Genomic DNA, 16185 nt, shown 5'->3' on the forward strand with positions numbered 1-16185 from the left:
AGATTTTCTGTCGAAAAAATAAAAAACATTAATAGTCCTGATTCTCGTATCTTGACTCCTGATTATAACCAGCAATGAGCCTCAAATCAAAAAGTGTTACTATTACTATCCTCATTCACGTTTTAACGTGGCTGGTATTGGGTTTTATACTGTTCGGGTACCAGCCCCTTACTATGAATATTGAGTTGCCTTACCAATTTTGGATAAAGCAAAACCTCATCTTTTTTATGCTGGTAGGTTCTTTTTATTTAAACTCGGCCGTATTGGTACCGCAATATTTATTAAAGAACCGCACGGGTGTATATTTTCTGATAGTAATTTTCCTGGTAATCGCTATTTATTTTTTAAACATACTGTTTGATCGCTGGCTGCATATGCACCAGCTAATGGATGCGGCATTTCATAAACACGGCCCCCCAAAGCGCGGCGAAAAAAATCATTATTATGATTTTGCAGTTTTGTTTATTATGGCATTGGTGCTGGGCATCAGCACCAGCATTACAGCCATCCAAAAGTGGCAGGCTGATATCAGGCTGCGCGAAACTTTAGAGCAGGACAAGATCAGTTCGGAGTTATCCTTCCTGAAAGCGCAGATCAACCCGCATTTCTTTTTCAATACGCTGAATAACATTTACGCGCTTACGCATATCAATGCCGAAACATCGCGCAAAGCCATTCACCAGCTTTCGCGGATGATGCGGTATGTGTTATATGATACCCAACACGGTACAGCATTGTTAAGCCAGGAAGTAGCCTTTATAAAAGACTACATCAGCCTGATGGAACTGCGGCTTACCGATAAGGTGAAGGTTACGTTTAATTCGCCCGCCGCGGTTAATGATATGACCGTTGCCCCCATGATATTTTTACCCTTTGTGGAGAATGCTTTTAAACATGGCATAAGTGCGACGCAGCCCAGCGACATCCTCATTAGCGTTGAACAAAATGCCGGGCTACTGGAATTGCGGGTAGAAAATTCGATTTATAAAGACGCCAACCCCAACCTGGAAGAAAACAAAGGCATTGGCCTTACCAATACCCTGCGCCGTTTAGATTTGCTGTATGCCCAAAAATACACATTAGATATAAACGAAGACCCCGAAGCCAATACTTATAAAGTTCACTTAACACTCAACCTGTCATGATATTAAACTGTATTGCCGTTGATGATGAACCCCTGGCCCTTGGCCTGGTTTGCGCATTTATTGAGCAAACACCTTTTTTAAAACTTACAGGCCGCTACAGCAGCGCGGTTGAAGCGCTGGTTGGATTACAGGACCAAAAAGTTGATCTTATTTTTTTGGATATACAGATGCCCAACCTGAACGGCATCGAACTGGCCCGTGTGCTGGATAGCCGGGGCGCCAATAAGCCGCGCATTATTTTTACCACAGCTTACAACCAGTTTGCGCTGGAAGGTTATAAAGTTGATGCATTGGATTACCTGCTGAAGCCTTTTAATTACGAAGAGTTTTTGCATGCTGCCAACAAAGCATTAAGCTATGCCGAGCTGTTGCAACGCTCGGCCAACCCTGCCCCCACTAAAGCAACTATTGCCGAGGAGCACCGCATTGAGGACGACTACCTTTTTTTAAAGATAGAGTACCAACTGGTACGCATAGCGCTTAAGGATATCCTGTACATAGAGGGCCTGAAAGATTACGTTAAAATATACCTGCAAGGCACCGAGAAAGCCCTGCTATCGCTCACCAGTTTAAAATCGCTGGAAGAAAAGCTGCCATCAAAACGTTTTATGCGGGTGCACCGCTCGTTCATTGTATCGTTAGATAAAATAAACTCCATTACACGCAACGCCCTGCAAATTGGCAAAATAAACATCACCGTTGGCGATCAGTACAAAGATGCTTTCGGGGTGTTTTTGAGTAAGTGGGTGTAGAACCTCACCCTGCCCTCTCCAAAGGCTACCCCTTACCCAAATTTTAAATAAAGTGGGTTAAAACTGATATTTGGAAAAATAATTCTATGCATCAGGTAAGTATAAAGGATTTCCCAGATTTGGATCTTGGCGATATTCGTCGGAATGAGCGTTTTGTATCTATAATTAATAATTTAAGCAGTAACCCTGGCAGCAGTATTCCAGGGCAGAATGGTGGCTGGTATTCTACGAAGGCTACCTATGAGTTTTACAAGAATGAAGATGTAAGCCTTCAGGCACTTGAGCAAATTATATCAAGTTATGGAAGCAGCCAGGTTGCTGGAACAGATAAAGTATTGGTTGCTCATGATTTTTGCCAGATTAGTTATAATGATAGTGCAGCATCGGGTCTCGGATATCTGGCTAATACGGAGGCAAGGGGCATTATCGCTTACAACAGTATAGCTATCAGCACCACAGGAGTTCCCCTATCATTACTTTATCAGCATAATTTCGTACGTCCATTAGAAGAATTGGGCAAGTCTAAAAAGAGATCATATACACCCTTTGAAGATAAAGAGAGTTATCATTGGTATAAGGGAATAACTACAGTCAACGAGCTTTTAGGGAATACCATACACAAAATACACATCGCAGACAGGGAAGCAGATATCTATGAATTGTTCTTTTGCGCTTATGAAGAAAATACCGATTTACTAATCCGGGCAAAGCATAATCGTAAGCTAAATGATAAAAGCCTGCTTTGGGATGCAGTTGCAGCGGAGCCCTTAGCAGCAAAAACAACATTGAATATCCCGGATAAAACAGGTAAAAAGACAGCTGCAATTGAAGTTGAAATCCGTTATCACCAAATAGAAATACTTCGTCCTCAGGGAAGCAGTAATCAATATGAAAGCGTGTCGATGTCAGCCATTGAACTTAAACAGATTTCAGCAAAGCAGGACTGGCAGGAAGAGGTGCTGTATTGGAAACTATTGACTACTTTACCGGTTAACACCGTAGCAGAAGCTCTGCAATGTGTAAAATGGTATTGTTACAGGTGGCTGATAGAGCGTTTTCATTACGTGCTTAAAAGTGGTACACAGGTAGAAGAATTACAGCTAAAGAAAGCCTCTTCTTTGCAAAAAGCGATACACTTATACAGCATATCGGCTATGCGGATGATGCAGTTGGTTTATCAGTCAAGACAAAGCCCAAATGTGAGTTGCGAACTTGTACTGACTAAAGACCAATGGGTTGTTCTGTACATGCTAATACACAAATCGAATAATGTGACAAGCCAACCGCCGACATTAGCAGAAGCCGCCGCATGGATAGGTAAACTGGGAGGGCATCTGGGTAGAAAATCTGATGGACCTCCCGGTTTAAAAGCTATATGGACCGGTTACCGACGATTGATCGACGCTGTGAAAACTTATCAAATCTTGAATCAACAAAATTTGGGTAAGGGGTAGCTCCAAAGGAGAGGGTTCTAAAAATCACGTTAAATATAATCGAACCTTTCCTACATGCTAATCAAAAGTCCTCTCCTTTGGAGAGGATTTAGGTGAGGCTCCTTTTATTGCAATTTTTTCTCTCTCATTCTCCCGCATTAAATAATAATCCCTAATTTTATTTTATGCAAGAGGTAACAGTATCCTGGCTTAAATCGCTCGAAGCTTTAGAGCACGTCCCGGATGATCAGCTGCAATGGCTGATAGATAATAGTGAATACAAAATTATTGAAGATGGTACGCTGCTCAACGAGCCAGGTACCCCGGCCACGGGGCCACATATTATTGTTGAAGGCAGCATGCGTTTTTATATGCTGCAAAGCCGCGGCCGTCGCGATTTTGTTGCCGCGGGGCCTGGAAGTATAACAGGGTACCTTCCGTTTTCGCGGGGCCTCATTTCAAAAGGCTATGCCGAAGCAATTGGCGAATTGCATGTATTGAGCTTCCCTACCGAACGGATCAATGAAATGATCAAGAATCATTTTGAGCTTACCCAGGCGTTAGTGCACATCATGACCAACCGCGTTCGCGATTTTACAGCCCTGCAGCAGCAAAACGAAAAAATGATGGCGCTGGGCAAACTATCGGCCGGCCTGGCTCACGAGTTGAATAACCCGGCATCGGCCATAGTGCGCGATTCTACTTCCCTAAGCAAACATCTGCAACTGGTTCCCGAAGCCATAAAAGGTATGTTTGCCATAAAAATGAACTCGGACCAGGTTGATGGCGTAACCAATGAGATGTTTAAAGTGCTTACGGCCAAAGATGAAGGTCGCCTGAGCCTTAAGCAACGTACGCACCGGGAAGATGAAATTGGCGAATGGCTGGACGAGAACGAAATAGAAAACAGCTACGAAATTGCCGAAAGCTTTGTTGACTTTAACTTCAAGGTTGAGAACCTGGACGCCTTAAAAAGCTATATCCCGAAGCAGTTTTTATCTACAATTTTTAACTGGATGAGTAATAAGCTGGTGGCCGAAAAAATGATCCAGGATATACAGGAATCATCCAAACGGATAGCCGAACTGGTAAGTTCTGTTAAAACCTTTACACACATGGACCGCGGGCAGGATAAGCAATATGCCGATATCCATATTGGTATTACCAATACGCTTACTATGCTGGGGTACAAAATTCGTAAAGGAAATGTTACCGTTGTTGAAGATTTTGACCGAACTTTGCCCGAAGTAAAAGCACTGATTGGCGAACTTAACCAGGTTTGGACAAACCTTATTGATAACGCGCTTGATGCCATGGCGCCGGCAGGCAAAGGCATCCTGACCATTAAAACCCGGCGCGACCGCGAGTTTGTGGAAGTTTTCATCATCGACGATGGGCCGGGCATTCCGGAAGATATCCAAAGTCAGATCTTCGATCCGTTTTTTACAACCAAAGAGATGGGCAAAGGCACCGGGATGGGACTGGAAGTAGTACAACGGATTGTAAAACAACACCGAGGATCGATCAAAGTAAAATCGACGCCCGGTTGTACAGTATTTAATGTTTGCTTCCTGATTGACGGATAGTAAAACATTTTTTTATTTAAAACATTAAACATCAAGTTAAGATATAAGAATCAAGATGAGCGAAAACATAAGAGTTAATATTCTGCCGGCCGTTTCTTCATTAAAAAAAAGTTTAGATTAGGTTATCATTGTTTTCTCTCTTGATTCTTGAATCTAACGTCTTGATTCTTTTTAATTATTACCTGTAGCAAACCCTATGAATCGACCTATTATATTTTCAATTGATGATGATCAGCAGGTACTACGGTCTATTAGCCGCGACCTGCGATCTCAGTACGGTAAAGAGTACAAAATACTAAGTACAACATCGGCCCAGGAAGCATTGGAAACGCTTACCGAACTCAAAAATGGTTCGGATGTGGTAGCCTTGTTTCTTTGTGACCAGCGCATGCCCGAAATGGAAGGCGTTAAATTTTTAGAAAAAGCAAAAAAAGTATTTCCTGACGCCAAACGGGTATTACTTACGGCATACAGCGATACCGAGGCGGCTATTAAAGCCATTAACGATGTGCAGCTGGATTATTACCTCATGAAACCATGGGATCCGCCGGAAGAAAAACTTTACCCGGTAATAAATGATTTGCTTGAAGACTGGCATAACAGCTACATTCCCGAATTTGTAGGCATCAAACTGGTTGGGTACCAGTTTTCGCCGCAATCGCATGTGATAAAAGATTACCTGGCCGGCAACCTTATCCCCTACCGCTGGCTTGATATCGAAAAAAATGTGGATGCAGGAACGTTGCTGGCTTTAAACAACCTATCTACCGATTGCCTGCCTATGGTATTTTTTGAGGACGGCAGCTATCTGCAAAAACCATCGATACAAGGCATAGCCGCCAAGCTTGAAAAAAACACCCAAACATTAACCGATGTTTATGATGTGGTGATCATAGGCGCTGGCCCCGCCGGCCTTGCAGCCGCGGTTTATGGCGCATCCGAAGGTTTAAAAACCTTGCTGATTGAGCGTAAAGCTCCGGGCGGACAGGCAGGCACCAGCTCAAGAATTGAAAATTACCTGGGTTTCCCGGCCGGCTTAAGCGGCGCCGACCTTACCCGCCGCGCCATTACGCAAGCCATGCGTTTGGGCGCCGAGTTTTTATCGCCGCAATCGGTTAGTGATATCAAACAAAAAGACGGTTACAAAACCATTATTTTAGATGATGGCCCCGAAATTATAAGCCGCACAGTAGTGATAACTACCGGCGTTGACTACCGTAAACTGGAGGTTAAAGGCGTTGAAAACTTTACCGGCGCAGGCATTTACTATGGCGCTGCCACTACCGAGGCCTCGGCTTGTACAGGCAAAGATGTTTATGTGATTGGCGGCGGCAACTCTGCCGGGCAGGCGGCCATGCACCTTTCCAAGTATGCCACCAAGGTGCATATCGTGATCAGGCGCGAGGATTTGGTGGCAACCATGTCGGCCTACCTGATTACACAAATCAGCGAAACGCCAAACATCGAAGTGCTGGGCAATACCGAGATTGTAGAAGCACACGGCGGGAACTGCCTGGAGAAATTAACCTTAAAAAACTGCATAACGCAAGAAACTTTTACCAATAAGGCCGCTGCCTTGTACATTTTTATTGGCGCCAAACCCTATACCGACTGGATTAAGCTTGACATTATAAAAAACAACAAGGATTTTATAGAAACCGGCCGCGAGTTGCGCAGCTACGAAAGCTTTAATAAAGTTTGGAAACTTAAGCGCGATCCGTTTTTACTGGAAACCAGCTGCTCGGGCATTTTTGCCGCCGGCGATGTACGCGCCGGGGCCATGAACAGGGTAGCATCTGCCGTGGGCGAAGGCTCAATGGCTATTAGTTTTGTTCACAAATATTTAGCTGAAGTTTAACAACACAACATGCAAAACGACGACGAAATATGCCAGCACCTGGCGGCAATTACCGATATTAAACAACCGCAGGATTACCTGTGCGAAGAGTGCATTAAAACCCATTCATCATGGATGCACCTGCGCACCTGCCAAACATGCGGTGTAACACTATGCTGCGATAGCTCGCCCAATACCCATATGACCAAACATTTTGAAGCCACCGGCCACCCGGTGGTAATATCGGCCGAGCCCGGCGAAAGATGGCTATGGTGCTATGTGGATGAAGCAGTGACAGGGTATTAGTCAGATGTGCAAATTTCAGATGTGCAGATTTCAGATGATTTTGATTTGCACATTTGAAATTTTGCTTATATGCAAATCAATTCCTTCATCTGCACATCTGAAATCTGCATATCTGCACATCAAGCCCTTCATTTGCACATCTGAAATCTGCATATCTGCACATCAGTCCCTTCATTTGCACATATGAAATCTGCATATCTGCACATCAACAAGCTTATCCTTCCAGGTACCTATCCAACGAAATTGGGCCGGAGCCTAAAATGGTGAACATTACCAGGAGGATTAATGCGGTTACAGATGGCCATTCCAATGTATTTATGGGTTCCTTGAAAATACCGGTTAAAAACACAGCGCCTAATACAATAGGGATCTGGAAAATAGATGCCAGCCGGGTAAATATCCCAAGTGTTATCAGGATGCCGCCAATCATATGGGCAAAGGTTACGTAATAAACCAAAACCATCAATACGCCGGGCGAAAGATCAACAACATCCTGGCTTTCGATCAAATCGCGCAGATAGGCTGTATTGTCCATAAAGGCTACGCCTTTCAGCAATAAAAATACACCCAGCGCAATACGTACAAGATCAAGGAATTTAGGGTGATGCGTATCGCCCCAATGTTCAATTTTATGAACTACGTTCATGACAGCCTCCTTATTTTTAAAGGTATAATTGGTTTTGGTAACCAGGTGGCGTGCAGGGAGAATAATGCAGCTTGGTTACGCTATATAAATATAGTAACAAACTTGTTATAATTACAAATTGTTTTTTATCGAGGTAAAATCATAGGTCATTTAAAATCAACTTATTAAATTGACTAACTGTTGTATTATCACAATAAAAATGTTCGATGGATATAAATTTCTATCATAATAAACTACTCAAAAAAATAGCAAAACAACGATTGAGTACGTACGGTATTGTTCAAAAAGGAACGTCAAGAACTTTTCTGAAAGATCATGGCTGGTATACAATCGTAATTGAATTTCAGCCTTCGGGCTTCGGAAAGGGCACTTATTTGAATGTTGGGGTAGATCTTAACTTTTACCCGCAACAGCATTTATCATTCTCTTATGATTATAGGCAAAAGGAGTTTCTCGAAGCCAAAAATGAAGATCAGTACACTAACGTTGTTATTGACTTTTGCAATTTCGCCATAAAAAAAACCCAAAAGCTGGAAACCGATTTCAGTGATATTGGAACCGCCATCGAAACAGTAAAGAAGTCGGATAGCAAAGAGCTGTGGAATAAATACAATTTAGCAATATTATATGGCTTAATGGGCAATTTACCCAAATCAAGAAGACTTTTAAATGAAATCCGAGAAAAAAAATATCAATATGAATATGAATTCGAACGACAAAAAGTAGTGATAAGCATATTAACCTGCATGGATGAACTTGAGCCATTTATTAACAAAATCCAGGACATCATTGCGCAAACCAGAGCGCTTAAAAAGCTGCCTGTTTATACATTAGAAAATCTTACCGAGGTAAAAACCAAGCGAACTATTGGTAAGCGTATATTGTCATTTTTCGACAGATGAGTATTCTATTTATTCAATCCCCACTCTCTCATTTAATGCAGGATCGCTTGCCCTAAAGCTACTTTCAAAGGGCACCAGCAAATCATCAACACCGCCACCACCAAGCACCTGTTTTTGCTGCTTTACAAAATCTGTTACATCTTCAATTTTCCTGATTTGGTGTTTGCCAAAATCTTCCAGCATTTTCCCTTTTAAACCCAATTGAATTGCGCGGCGTTGCAGTTTATTGCCATACGGGTCATGGTCAGGATCCCATTGCAGGCGCACTTCCTTTTGATCCAGGTCGGCCCTCCATTGTGCGTGGCTTTGGTAATATTGAGGATTAAATGAAGATATGGCTGCTTCACCCAGGATTTTCTCTAAATCTGTCTTTTGAATCCACAGGGCAAGTACCCTTTCCTGGTTTTCCTTTTCGGCCCAGCCGCAGCGGTACATCATCCATAAAAAGTTGGGCTTTATCCACGACATCCGGCTATAACTATAATGGTTGCCGCCGAGGATTTGATTTTCTACCGCAAAATCGGCAATGTTATGATTATAAGCCTGGTAAACAACAATAAGATCTTCGGTTTGGTGGCCTAACAAATGCTGGCCGGTTTTGGGTAGGCGTTGGATACTATCCTGGTATAATTCGGTAGTAATGTGTAGTGGATTGTTTTTTGTTAAATTGGTATTCATTAATGTATTAGTATATTCATAGTTGATCTTTACAGATCATATTCCTTTAGCTATCCTCTTAAGGTGACCAGGTCTTTTTTTACTGTAGTTGTAAACGCGTCCTCGCTTTAGTGATTTACCTGGCAAGAGAATGTCCATCATGATATTCTTGCTATTTTGCTTTCTTGAAATTTCATATAATCTTTATCAAAACAGTTTATTATTGCATACAAAGCAGCAAACTTATATCCGATAGCCCTTGAGTCAACAGGGTGGTAGCTGCCGTCATTTATTTCGAATATCAGCGCAGTGTATTGTCCCTTGATACCTGCAAAATAATCCAAAAAAAACTTAAGTAATTCTTCAATAGCAGGCTTAGCTTCGCACTCATCTGGTAACTGCTCTTGGGATAAATTCCATATCATTTTACTCTCATCGTTTGCAGATTGGTACATTTTAATTTGAATGTGGCCATATTTGGTATGCATGGCACCCAAATGTATTCCACTCCCTTCTACTGCACCTAAATCCCATTCAAGTAAATGATGATTTATCACCGATAACCTATAGGCATCTAATACAAGTCCATTGAGGTAAATCTCTTCCATATTCACTGTTAATTCGTGACACTTGATCCTCACAGATCATATTCCTTTAGCCATCCTCTTAAGGTAGCCAGGTCTTTTTTTACAGCATTTGTAAACGCGTCCTTGCTTATTGTTAATTGTTTGGCGCCATCCTGCGCACCGCCAAGCTCGTATTCGCAGTGCAGGCTCATGGGGCCGTTTATTTTCTGTTCCTTTAATATACGAAAATATTTTGGAAAATCCACCATACCCTCGCCCAAAGGCACACTTTTCACCTGCCATTTGCCATCTTTTTTGTGCCAGTAAAAATCTTTTACATTGGTGGTTTTAATGCGCGGGATAAGTGTTTGGATAGATGTTGGCCAGGTGTCGGCTCCTTCGGTAGTGGCATGCCTTACGTCGTACTGGCAGCCTATAAAATCACGACTGGTTGCATCCATTCCCAGCCAAAGATCCCAAACCGAGGCACCAAATAACTCGCCCGAATGGTTTTGATAAGCGCCATGCATATTATATTGCCTGTTAAGGGCCTCAAGCGCCTTAAATTGCTTATTTATCACTTTCAGGTTTTCGGGAATGCTGATGCTTTTATCATAATTTAACCAGGCCATGCGGTAGTACTTAATTCCTAATGCCGATGCAGCCTTTAAAATATCATGGGTGTATTTTTCACCGGGCGATTTAATGTTGGTTACAATGGTATAAACTTTTAAACCCGCTTGCTCTACCGCTGCAACAGCTTTTGGCAGCTCAGTAGCCACATGCTCCGGCAGTACGTGCCCGTCGGGCCTTACCGTCAGATCTACCCCATCAAAGCCCATATCAGCCGCTAATGAGGCCATATCCGCGTAATTGAGCCAATGCAAATGCTTGGAGAAAATGCTTACTTTAATTTTTCCGGGGGATGATTGACCGGCGTCGCTATTATTTGAACCTTGTGGTAAGGTTAATCCTTTGGCGTTTAAACCCAATGCCATACCAGTGGTTGCCATTGTGGCTGCAGCAATAAACTTTTTGCGGCTGATATTTTCCATAAGCTTTATAAATTGGTATTGCAATATACCAAAAGCCGGATGGAATTTCAGAGGAAGAGTTGCGGGAGTGTCAAGCCGGAAGTATTAAGCCGGGAGTCAAAAAAAACTCGATTTATATTTTACAATTTACCGTTGATGTCTTCCCATGATTCGAAGGGGTTTACACAAACATTGGTTGAACGCCGGCTAAGACTCACCCCGGCTACGCTACGCTGGCCGACACTCTCTCCGGCTGCGCCGCAAAGAGGGTTGAGCTCATTTTTTATTCTTTTTCCTTTTTTCGCCCCTCTATGCGACGCAGTCGGAGAGAGGGGCAGACGGGCGGAGCCTCGTCGGGGTGAGTCGACTCGCCGACATGCGATATACAAATTTTGCAACTCAAGATAGCTTAAACCGAAATGCTTTTATCAGTCAAAGCCAACATATTCTTTTTGCTTAACCTCCACGTAGCCGGCGGTATTATCCCTGCTAATGTACATCACGATGTGAAAAAAATCGTTATCAAACTGGTAAATGTTGTTTATCGTATCGGCCCCCTGGAACTTCATGGGCAGGCCCTGGCTTTTTGCCTGTGAAATTAAATGGAAAATTTGTTCAGTGCGGGCGGTTTTATAGGTTACGGTACGCAATATGGCCCCGCTGCTTAATTTCAAAGCTACCCCAATATCTACCGATTCTTGTTTTTTTTCGGCATCTGTTTTACTTAAATGCTCAATAGTATTACCATCAAGTTCCTGGGTATAGGCCTTTTTAAAGCCTTTTGCTAAAACCAGGTATTTGTGCGCATCGGCGTTTGACAGGTTGGTTAAATTGGTAAGGTCATTTACTGTTATGCTTTGCCCAAACAGGTTGGCGCCGCAAAAACATAATAAAGCCACAAACAGGAACTTTTTCATTTTTGTTATTATATCCAAATATACTTTTTTCTGCAACTAAATTAACTGCCCGGATGATAGCTTTTACTTACGTGTTTCAACACATCTTCGCGGTAAAATAACACTTCTTTAAACTTACCATCAATAATACCCTGCGCCTGGTCGGTAAAGTTTTTCGATGCGGCATCAAATGATTGCCCGCCGGTCATGATACTTTTAGCCTTTATCTTCGGGCCAAATTCAACCGCGGCTACAAAACTATTGCCCGAGTAGCCATACCTTTTCAAAGTATTTACCGTACGGCTCTGGAACGACGGCAATTGCCCAAACCCCGAGCCGGTTAAACCCACCGGGATACTCGGCAACTTATCATCAAAGGTTATGCCATCGGCCGGTCGCTGGTAGCGGTTCATATCGCCCCATTGCATCTGCCAGGTGCCAAAACGGCTTTGCAGATTTTTCATCACCGCGTTTAAAAGCTCCAGCTGCTGCTTGCCCGGGGTTGCATCAGCAAGAGTTTTAATTCGCCGGGTTATAAAAGTACTTTCCTGCTCAGTTTTAGGCGGAGGGAGTAATTTTAGCATGGCTGTACCCCATTCAATAGCCAGTGAGCTTGCTACCGAATTGGCCGCTGTGCGCCTATCCCACTGCTTCAATATTAATATAGCATCTGATATTGAATACTTTAATGAGTCTGGAGCTTCATCATAAGCTTTAAATAGCGCGGGCAGCAAATCGTCAAAGGCAGCCAGGTAGTGGTCATATCCCTTTGCTATCAGGCCATCCAGTGTAAGGCCCTCAGCATTCTTTAATATGTTAATAGCAGTAACAGCACGGTAGTTTTCGCCATCGGGCGCCATATAAGCCGGGTATTTACTTTTATCCGGACTACTTGCACCGGCATCAGTATAAGGGGTGGAATTGCAATTTTGAATCCAGCCGGTAGCGGGGTTTGTGGTGGTCACAATTTCGTTCAAGCGATGGACACCTTGCCATTCGGTAGCCGGCGTGCTGCCATCAACGGGTAAACTCCAGTCATATTTGGGGTCGCGTTTGGGGATATAATTGCCATACCAAAAAATGGTGTTGCCCTTATCATCGGCATAAACAGTGGCGTTGGTGGCGTTGGATACCAGGTCCATGGCTTTTTTGTATTCGGCCAGGTTATTAGCCTTAGTTATCTGCCATGATTCTACCAGCGCGTTATATGAGCGATTATTGGCCCGTAGCGCCAGCCATTTGCCGTCGCGGCTACCCACTACCGGGCCATGATGGGTATAGTAGCCGGTTATTGTTTTTTGTTCAAGCTTATCGCCTTTTTTAATATTGATAACCAATTTACGTTCGGTAACCGGTTTAAGGCCGCCATTGTATTCATAAAACCATTTACCGTCTTTTTTTACCATTTTTTCGGCATACAGGTCGGCTACATCGGCGTAGCTGCTGGTGTGCATCCAGCCGCAGTGTTTGTTAAAACCCTGGTATATAAAAAATTGTCCCCAGGTTACGGCACCGTAGGCGTGCAAACCTTCTTCGCTTACCAGCTCTACCTCGCTGCGGAAATAAAAGGGTACATGCGGATTAATATACAACAAAGCATGGCCAGAAGCCGACCGTGATGGAGCGATAGCAAACCCATTCGACCCGGTTTCGCGTTCATTCACAAATTCATAAGCTTTGGCCGGGCTATTTGGAACATAGCCCAGTTTATCGCCGCCATTTATATAAAACTCTTTTGTTTCATCCAGCTTGATGCCCCCTGTTTCGGTGGCAGCTACGCTTCCATCGGTAAACATCAACGCGTACCAGGGCTCAAAATGCTTAAATACTTTGGGTTTTACTTCGGGATGTTTGTACAGGTAATAATTTATACCATCGGCAAAAGCATCCAATAGTTTCCTGAAAGCCGGGGTGCTTGTTTTATAATCATTGATAGCATCTGCACTATCGGCAATTAATTGTAACTGAATATCTGTAGCCAGGCTGTTTTCACCATCCACTTCGGTTTGTTTGCCAAACTGGTAAAGGTAATTACGTTCAATTCCTTTAAAATTATCTTCGCACTGCGCGTACATCAACCCAAAAACTACGCTGGCATCGGTTTTTCCGTAAATATGCGGCACCCCGTAATTATCGCGGGTGATAGTTACGGTTTTAGCCAAATTTTCAGCCCGTTTAATTTCTCGAAGGTTAATTTTTTGAGCAGATACAAACAAAGAAGAAAATAATAAAATAAAGATTAAATTCAATTTCATGGTAACAAATATTTTACCAAAACATCTAAGTAAATAAAGTAACGTTAGATAGACATTTATTAATAATATGCGGTAAATTTGAACGTTTAAACGCAATATTTATATTGTATCTTCGTTTGCTTTAAATTATTCGCAATTTATTGGCGCAAGGTTAAATATAAAGCTGTTTAAAAGCTGCTGACACAATATAATAAAAATTTTGTTTATCGGTTATTACATCGGTAAATATATAAGAGCTTAGATAATCATCTTGCATGAGATCTGAGGTTTAGTTGATACAATATCACGTGAGAAATGATATTGCAGTGCGTTCCGGGGTGAGATACGGAACGCATTTTTTATTTTGGTTCATTGGTTCACTGGTTCATTAGTTCATTGGTGGATGGCGGTGATGTGCATGGTTCACTGGTGGATGGCGGATTAAAACCCATAGTTAGCTTTCAAAGCAGTCGCCTTCAAAACCCCATGACATATTCCAGCTTATCAGTTCACCGATAAATGCAGTTTATCCTCATAATTACCAGCTATAATACCACATGCAAAGACCAATAAACTAATGAACCAGTGAACCAATGAACTAAAGTGAAATTACCAGCTATAATACAACATGCAAAGACCAATGAACTAATGAACCAGTGAACTAATGAACTAAAGTGAAATTACCAGCTATAGTACCACCTGCAAAGACCAATGAACTAATGAACCAGTGAACTAATGAACGTTATACTTGGCCATTACCAGTAACACCATGCGGTTGTATGTTGCCAGGCCGCGGGGTTGGTTGTTGGCTTTCAGGAAATTATCGTAAAAAATACTGCTTATCCAGCTAAGCTGGTTTTCATAGGCCATCCAGTAAGCGCGTTCGGTTACAAAATCCTGGTGTACCTGTTTTGATATCATCGCCTTTAATTCCTTATGGGCTACGGTATCGCGGCGGCGCAGGGTATGCATAAACTCGTCAACCGCCAGGTGATAGCCGGAGTAACGCAGCAGGCGATCTTTTGATTTTATGGCGATGATAAACCCGGCAAAATCTGCCTCATCCTCGGCCCCGTAACCTATTTGGTGCGACATTTCATGGCAGGCCACAAATGGCCTGTTAAATACGGGCATGGCATAATTAATCTGCGCTTCGGAGGTAAATGGATTATAATAGCCAGACGTACCTATATAATTCAGCAGGAAAGTGATCATGGATGGCTTTATTGTAGGCTGAAAAGCGCGAAAATTGGCCGAATCGGCCGAGAGCGCTTTTACCGCGTTTACAGCCGTTTGGTAAATAGTACTGTTGCTTTGGGCCAGGTCGGCAGCGGTTACCCTGGCTCGGCAGACGTTGGCGCTATCTATCAGTAATTTGGTTACGGCTTTTAAATCGGCTGTAGTAAATGTAGTATCTCTTAAATTAAGGCGTACGGCGGCCGATGGCCTGAAATAATTCATCCCCCAAAACAAATAAAAAGCTACAACCACTACCTGGATGCTTATTACCCAGCCCAGTAAGTGCAATCCAATTTTTTTGAACTGCTTTTTTACCAGCAGCTTTACCATTCTGATGATAGCTAAAACAATAGCCAAAATAATTGCGGCGTAAAGCAAATCGCCTGCGCTAAAGGGGAATAAATTAAAAACCGGATGAAAAACCCAGCAAATAAGTTTATAAAACCCTTGCGAATAATAACGCTCCACCAGTGCGGGGTAACCGGCAAACAGCATCAACAAAAAAATGGCCATAGCTAACAACAATATGGCTATTATTCTTTTAAGGAATGGATTTTTGCTGAGATAGGTACGCATTGTATACTATAGATGTTAACCAAGGCAATATAACAAAGCTTTACCTTTAAGAGGCTGTCTAAATTTGATTATGACTGTTTTTATATTTCTTAGGAAGCACATATCCACGCGTCATTGCGAGTATCCATCAATCAGGATGATCCTGAAAAAAATGGGGATGACGTGCAACGAAATATAGTTAAACCAATGTCCAAAACTACCGTCATTGCGAGGCACGAAGCAATCCCGAACTATGTAGGACTTAGCATATCGAGGATTGCTTCGTACCTTATAATGACATGATTGTAAGCCGTTGATTATCAGGGTTGTTTTTTTTTAATGTAGAGACGCAATACTTTGCGTCTCCCCCAGGACATTCAAAATTTACAGGCTCAAA

General features: G+C 42.7%; 14 protein-coding genes. 7 read left to right on the top strand and 7 right to left on the bottom strand.

Annotated features, from left to right (window positions below; translation table 11 throughout):
- Positions 1-74 precede the first annotated feature (74 nt).
- From AC1RM2_RS01770 to AC1RM2_RS01795, 6 genes are all read left to right on the top strand, one after another.
- Positions 75-1145: a sensor histidine kinase gene (locus tag AC1RM2_RS01770; protein ID WP_492982786.1), complete on the top strand. Its 1071-nt coding sequence runs from the start codon at positions 75-77 to the stop codon at positions 1143-1145.
- Positions 1142-1897: a LytR/AlgR family response regulator transcription factor gene (locus AC1RM2_RS01775; RefSeq protein ID WP_492982788.1), complete on the top strand. Its 756-nt coding sequence runs from the start codon at positions 1142-1144 to the stop codon at positions 1895-1897. Before AC1RM2_RS01770 ends, AC1RM2_RS01775 begins: the two co-directional genes overlap by 4 nt.
- An 86-nt stretch (positions 1898-1983) precedes the next feature.
- Positions 1984-3351: an IS4 family transposase gene (locus AC1RM2_RS01780; RefSeq protein ID WP_492982790.1), complete on the top strand. Its 1368-nt coding sequence runs from the start codon at positions 1984-1986 to the stop codon at positions 3349-3351.
- 164 nt (positions 3352-3515) lie between these two features.
- Positions 3516-4916 carry an ATP-binding protein gene (locus AC1RM2_RS01785; protein WP_492982792.1) on the top strand — a complete coding sequence of 467 codons (1401 nt, stop codon included), beginning with the start codon at positions 3516-3518 and terminating at the stop codon, positions 4914-4916.
- A gap of 196 nt (positions 4917-5112) precedes the next feature.
- A complete protein-coding gene (locus tag AC1RM2_RS01790) occupies positions 5113-6774 on the top strand; it encodes an FAD-dependent oxidoreductase (protein WP_492982794.1) in 1662 nt (553 codons plus the stop codon).
- A 9-nt stretch (positions 6775-6783) separates the two neighbouring features.
- A complete protein-coding gene (locus AC1RM2_RS01795; protein WP_477386410.1) occupies positions 6784-7059 on the top strand; it encodes a UBP-type zinc finger domain-containing protein in 276 nt (91 codons plus the stop codon).
- 214 nt (positions 7060-7273) lie between these two features.
- On the opposite strand, the gene AC1RM2_RS01800 is transcribed toward AC1RM2_RS01795, so the two are convergent.
- A complete protein-coding gene (locus AC1RM2_RS01800; protein ID WP_492982796.1) occupies positions 7274-7705 on the bottom strand; it encodes a DoxX family protein in 432 nt (143 codons plus the stop codon).
- 206 nt (positions 7706-7911) lie between these two features.
- On the opposite strand from AC1RM2_RS01800, the gene AC1RM2_RS01805 reads away from it, so the two are divergent.
- Positions 7912-8607 (top strand): hypothetical protein, encoded by a 696-nt coding sequence (locus tag AC1RM2_RS01805; RefSeq protein WP_492982798.1) that lies wholly within the window; start codon positions 7912-7914, stop codon positions 8605-8607.
- A gap of 9 nt (positions 8608-8616) precedes the next feature.
- Here AC1RM2_RS01805 and AC1RM2_RS01810 read toward each other — a convergent pair whose 3' ends face one another.
- From AC1RM2_RS01810 to AC1RM2_RS01835, 6 genes are all read right to left on the bottom strand, one after another.
- On the bottom strand, positions 8617-9285 hold the full coding sequence (locus AC1RM2_RS01810) for a DUF4291 domain-containing protein (protein ID WP_492982800.1): 669 nt from the start codon (positions 9283-9285) through the stop codon (positions 8617-8619).
- 137 nt (positions 9286-9422) lie between these two features.
- Positions 9423-9872: a hypothetical protein gene (locus AC1RM2_RS01815; RefSeq protein ID WP_492982802.1), complete on the bottom strand. Its 450-nt coding sequence runs from the start codon at positions 9870-9872 to the stop codon at positions 9423-9425.
- Between the two features lie 29 nt (positions 9873-9901).
- On the bottom strand, positions 9902-10885 hold the full coding sequence (locus tag AC1RM2_RS01820) for a sugar phosphate isomerase/epimerase family protein (RefSeq protein ID WP_492982804.1): 984 nt from the start codon (positions 10883-10885) through the stop codon (positions 9902-9904).
- A 407-nt stretch (positions 10886-11292) separates the two neighbouring features.
- The gene (locus tag AC1RM2_RS01825; RefSeq protein WP_492982806.1) at positions 11293-11781 is read right to left on the bottom strand and encodes a hypothetical protein; all 489 of its coding nucleotides are present in this window, start codon (positions 11779-11781) and stop codon (positions 11293-11295) included.
- Between the two features lie 41 nt (positions 11782-11822).
- Positions 11823-13922 (bottom strand): penicillin acylase family protein, encoded by a 2100-nt coding sequence (locus tag AC1RM2_RS01830; RefSeq protein ID WP_492982808.1) that lies wholly within the window; start codon positions 13920-13922, stop codon positions 11823-11825.
- An 804-nt stretch (positions 13923-14726) separates the two neighbouring features.
- Entirely contained in the window at positions 14727-15809 is a 1083-nt protein-coding gene (locus AC1RM2_RS01835; protein ID WP_492982810.1) for a DUF3810 domain-containing protein, read from the bottom strand.
- Between the last annotated feature and the right edge of the window lie 376 nt (positions 15810-16185).

The sequence above is a fragment of the Mucilaginibacter sp. GW822-FHT03E02 genome, from assembly GCF_058801545.1.

Bases quoted from the DNA above. Each gene is read 5' to 3' on its own strand.
- AC1RM2_RS01770 (WP_492982786.1), top strand. From the start codon at position 75: ATGAGCCTCAAATCAAAAAGTGTTACTATTACTATCCTCATTCACGTT.
- AC1RM2_RS01775 (WP_492982788.1), top strand. From the start codon at position 1,142: ATGATATTAAACTGTATTGCCGTTGATGATGAACCCCTGGCCCTTGGC.
- AC1RM2_RS01780 (WP_492982790.1), top strand. From the start codon at position 1,984: ATGCATCAGGTAAGTATAAAGGATTTCCCAGATTTGGATCTTGGCGAT.
- AC1RM2_RS01785 (WP_492982792.1), top strand. From the start codon at position 3,516: ATGCAAGAGGTAACAGTATCCTGGCTTAAATCGCTCGAAGCTTTAGAG.
- AC1RM2_RS01790 (WP_492982794.1), top strand. From the start codon at position 5,113: ATGAATCGACCTATTATATTTTCAATTGATGATGATCAGCAGGTACTA.
- AC1RM2_RS01795 (WP_477386410.1), top strand. From the start codon at position 6,784: ATGCAAAACGACGACGAAATATGCCAGCACCTGGCGGCAATTACCGAT.
- AC1RM2_RS01800 (WP_492982796.1), bottom strand. From the start codon at position 7,705: ATGAACGTAGTTCATAAAATTGAACATTGGGGCGATACGCATCACCCT.
- AC1RM2_RS01805 (WP_492982798.1), top strand. From the start codon at position 7,912: ATGGATATAAATTTCTATCATAATAAACTACTCAAAAAAATAGCAAAA.
- AC1RM2_RS01810 (WP_492982800.1), bottom strand. From the start codon at position 9,285: ATGAATACCAATTTAACAAAAAACAATCCACTACACATTACTACCGAA.
- AC1RM2_RS01815 (WP_492982802.1), bottom strand. From the start codon at position 9,872: ATGGAAGAGATTTACCTCAATGGACTTGTATTAGATGCCTATAGGTTA.
- AC1RM2_RS01820 (WP_492982804.1), bottom strand. From the start codon at position 10,885: ATGGAAAATATCAGCCGCAAAAAGTTTATTGCTGCAGCCACAATGGCA.
- AC1RM2_RS01825 (WP_492982806.1), bottom strand. From the start codon at position 11,781: ATGAAAAAGTTCCTGTTTGTGGCTTTATTATGTTTTTGCGGCGCCAAC.
- AC1RM2_RS01835 (WP_492982810.1), bottom strand. From the start codon at position 15,809: ATGCGTACCTATCTCAGCAAAAATCCATTCCTTAAAAGAATAATAGCC.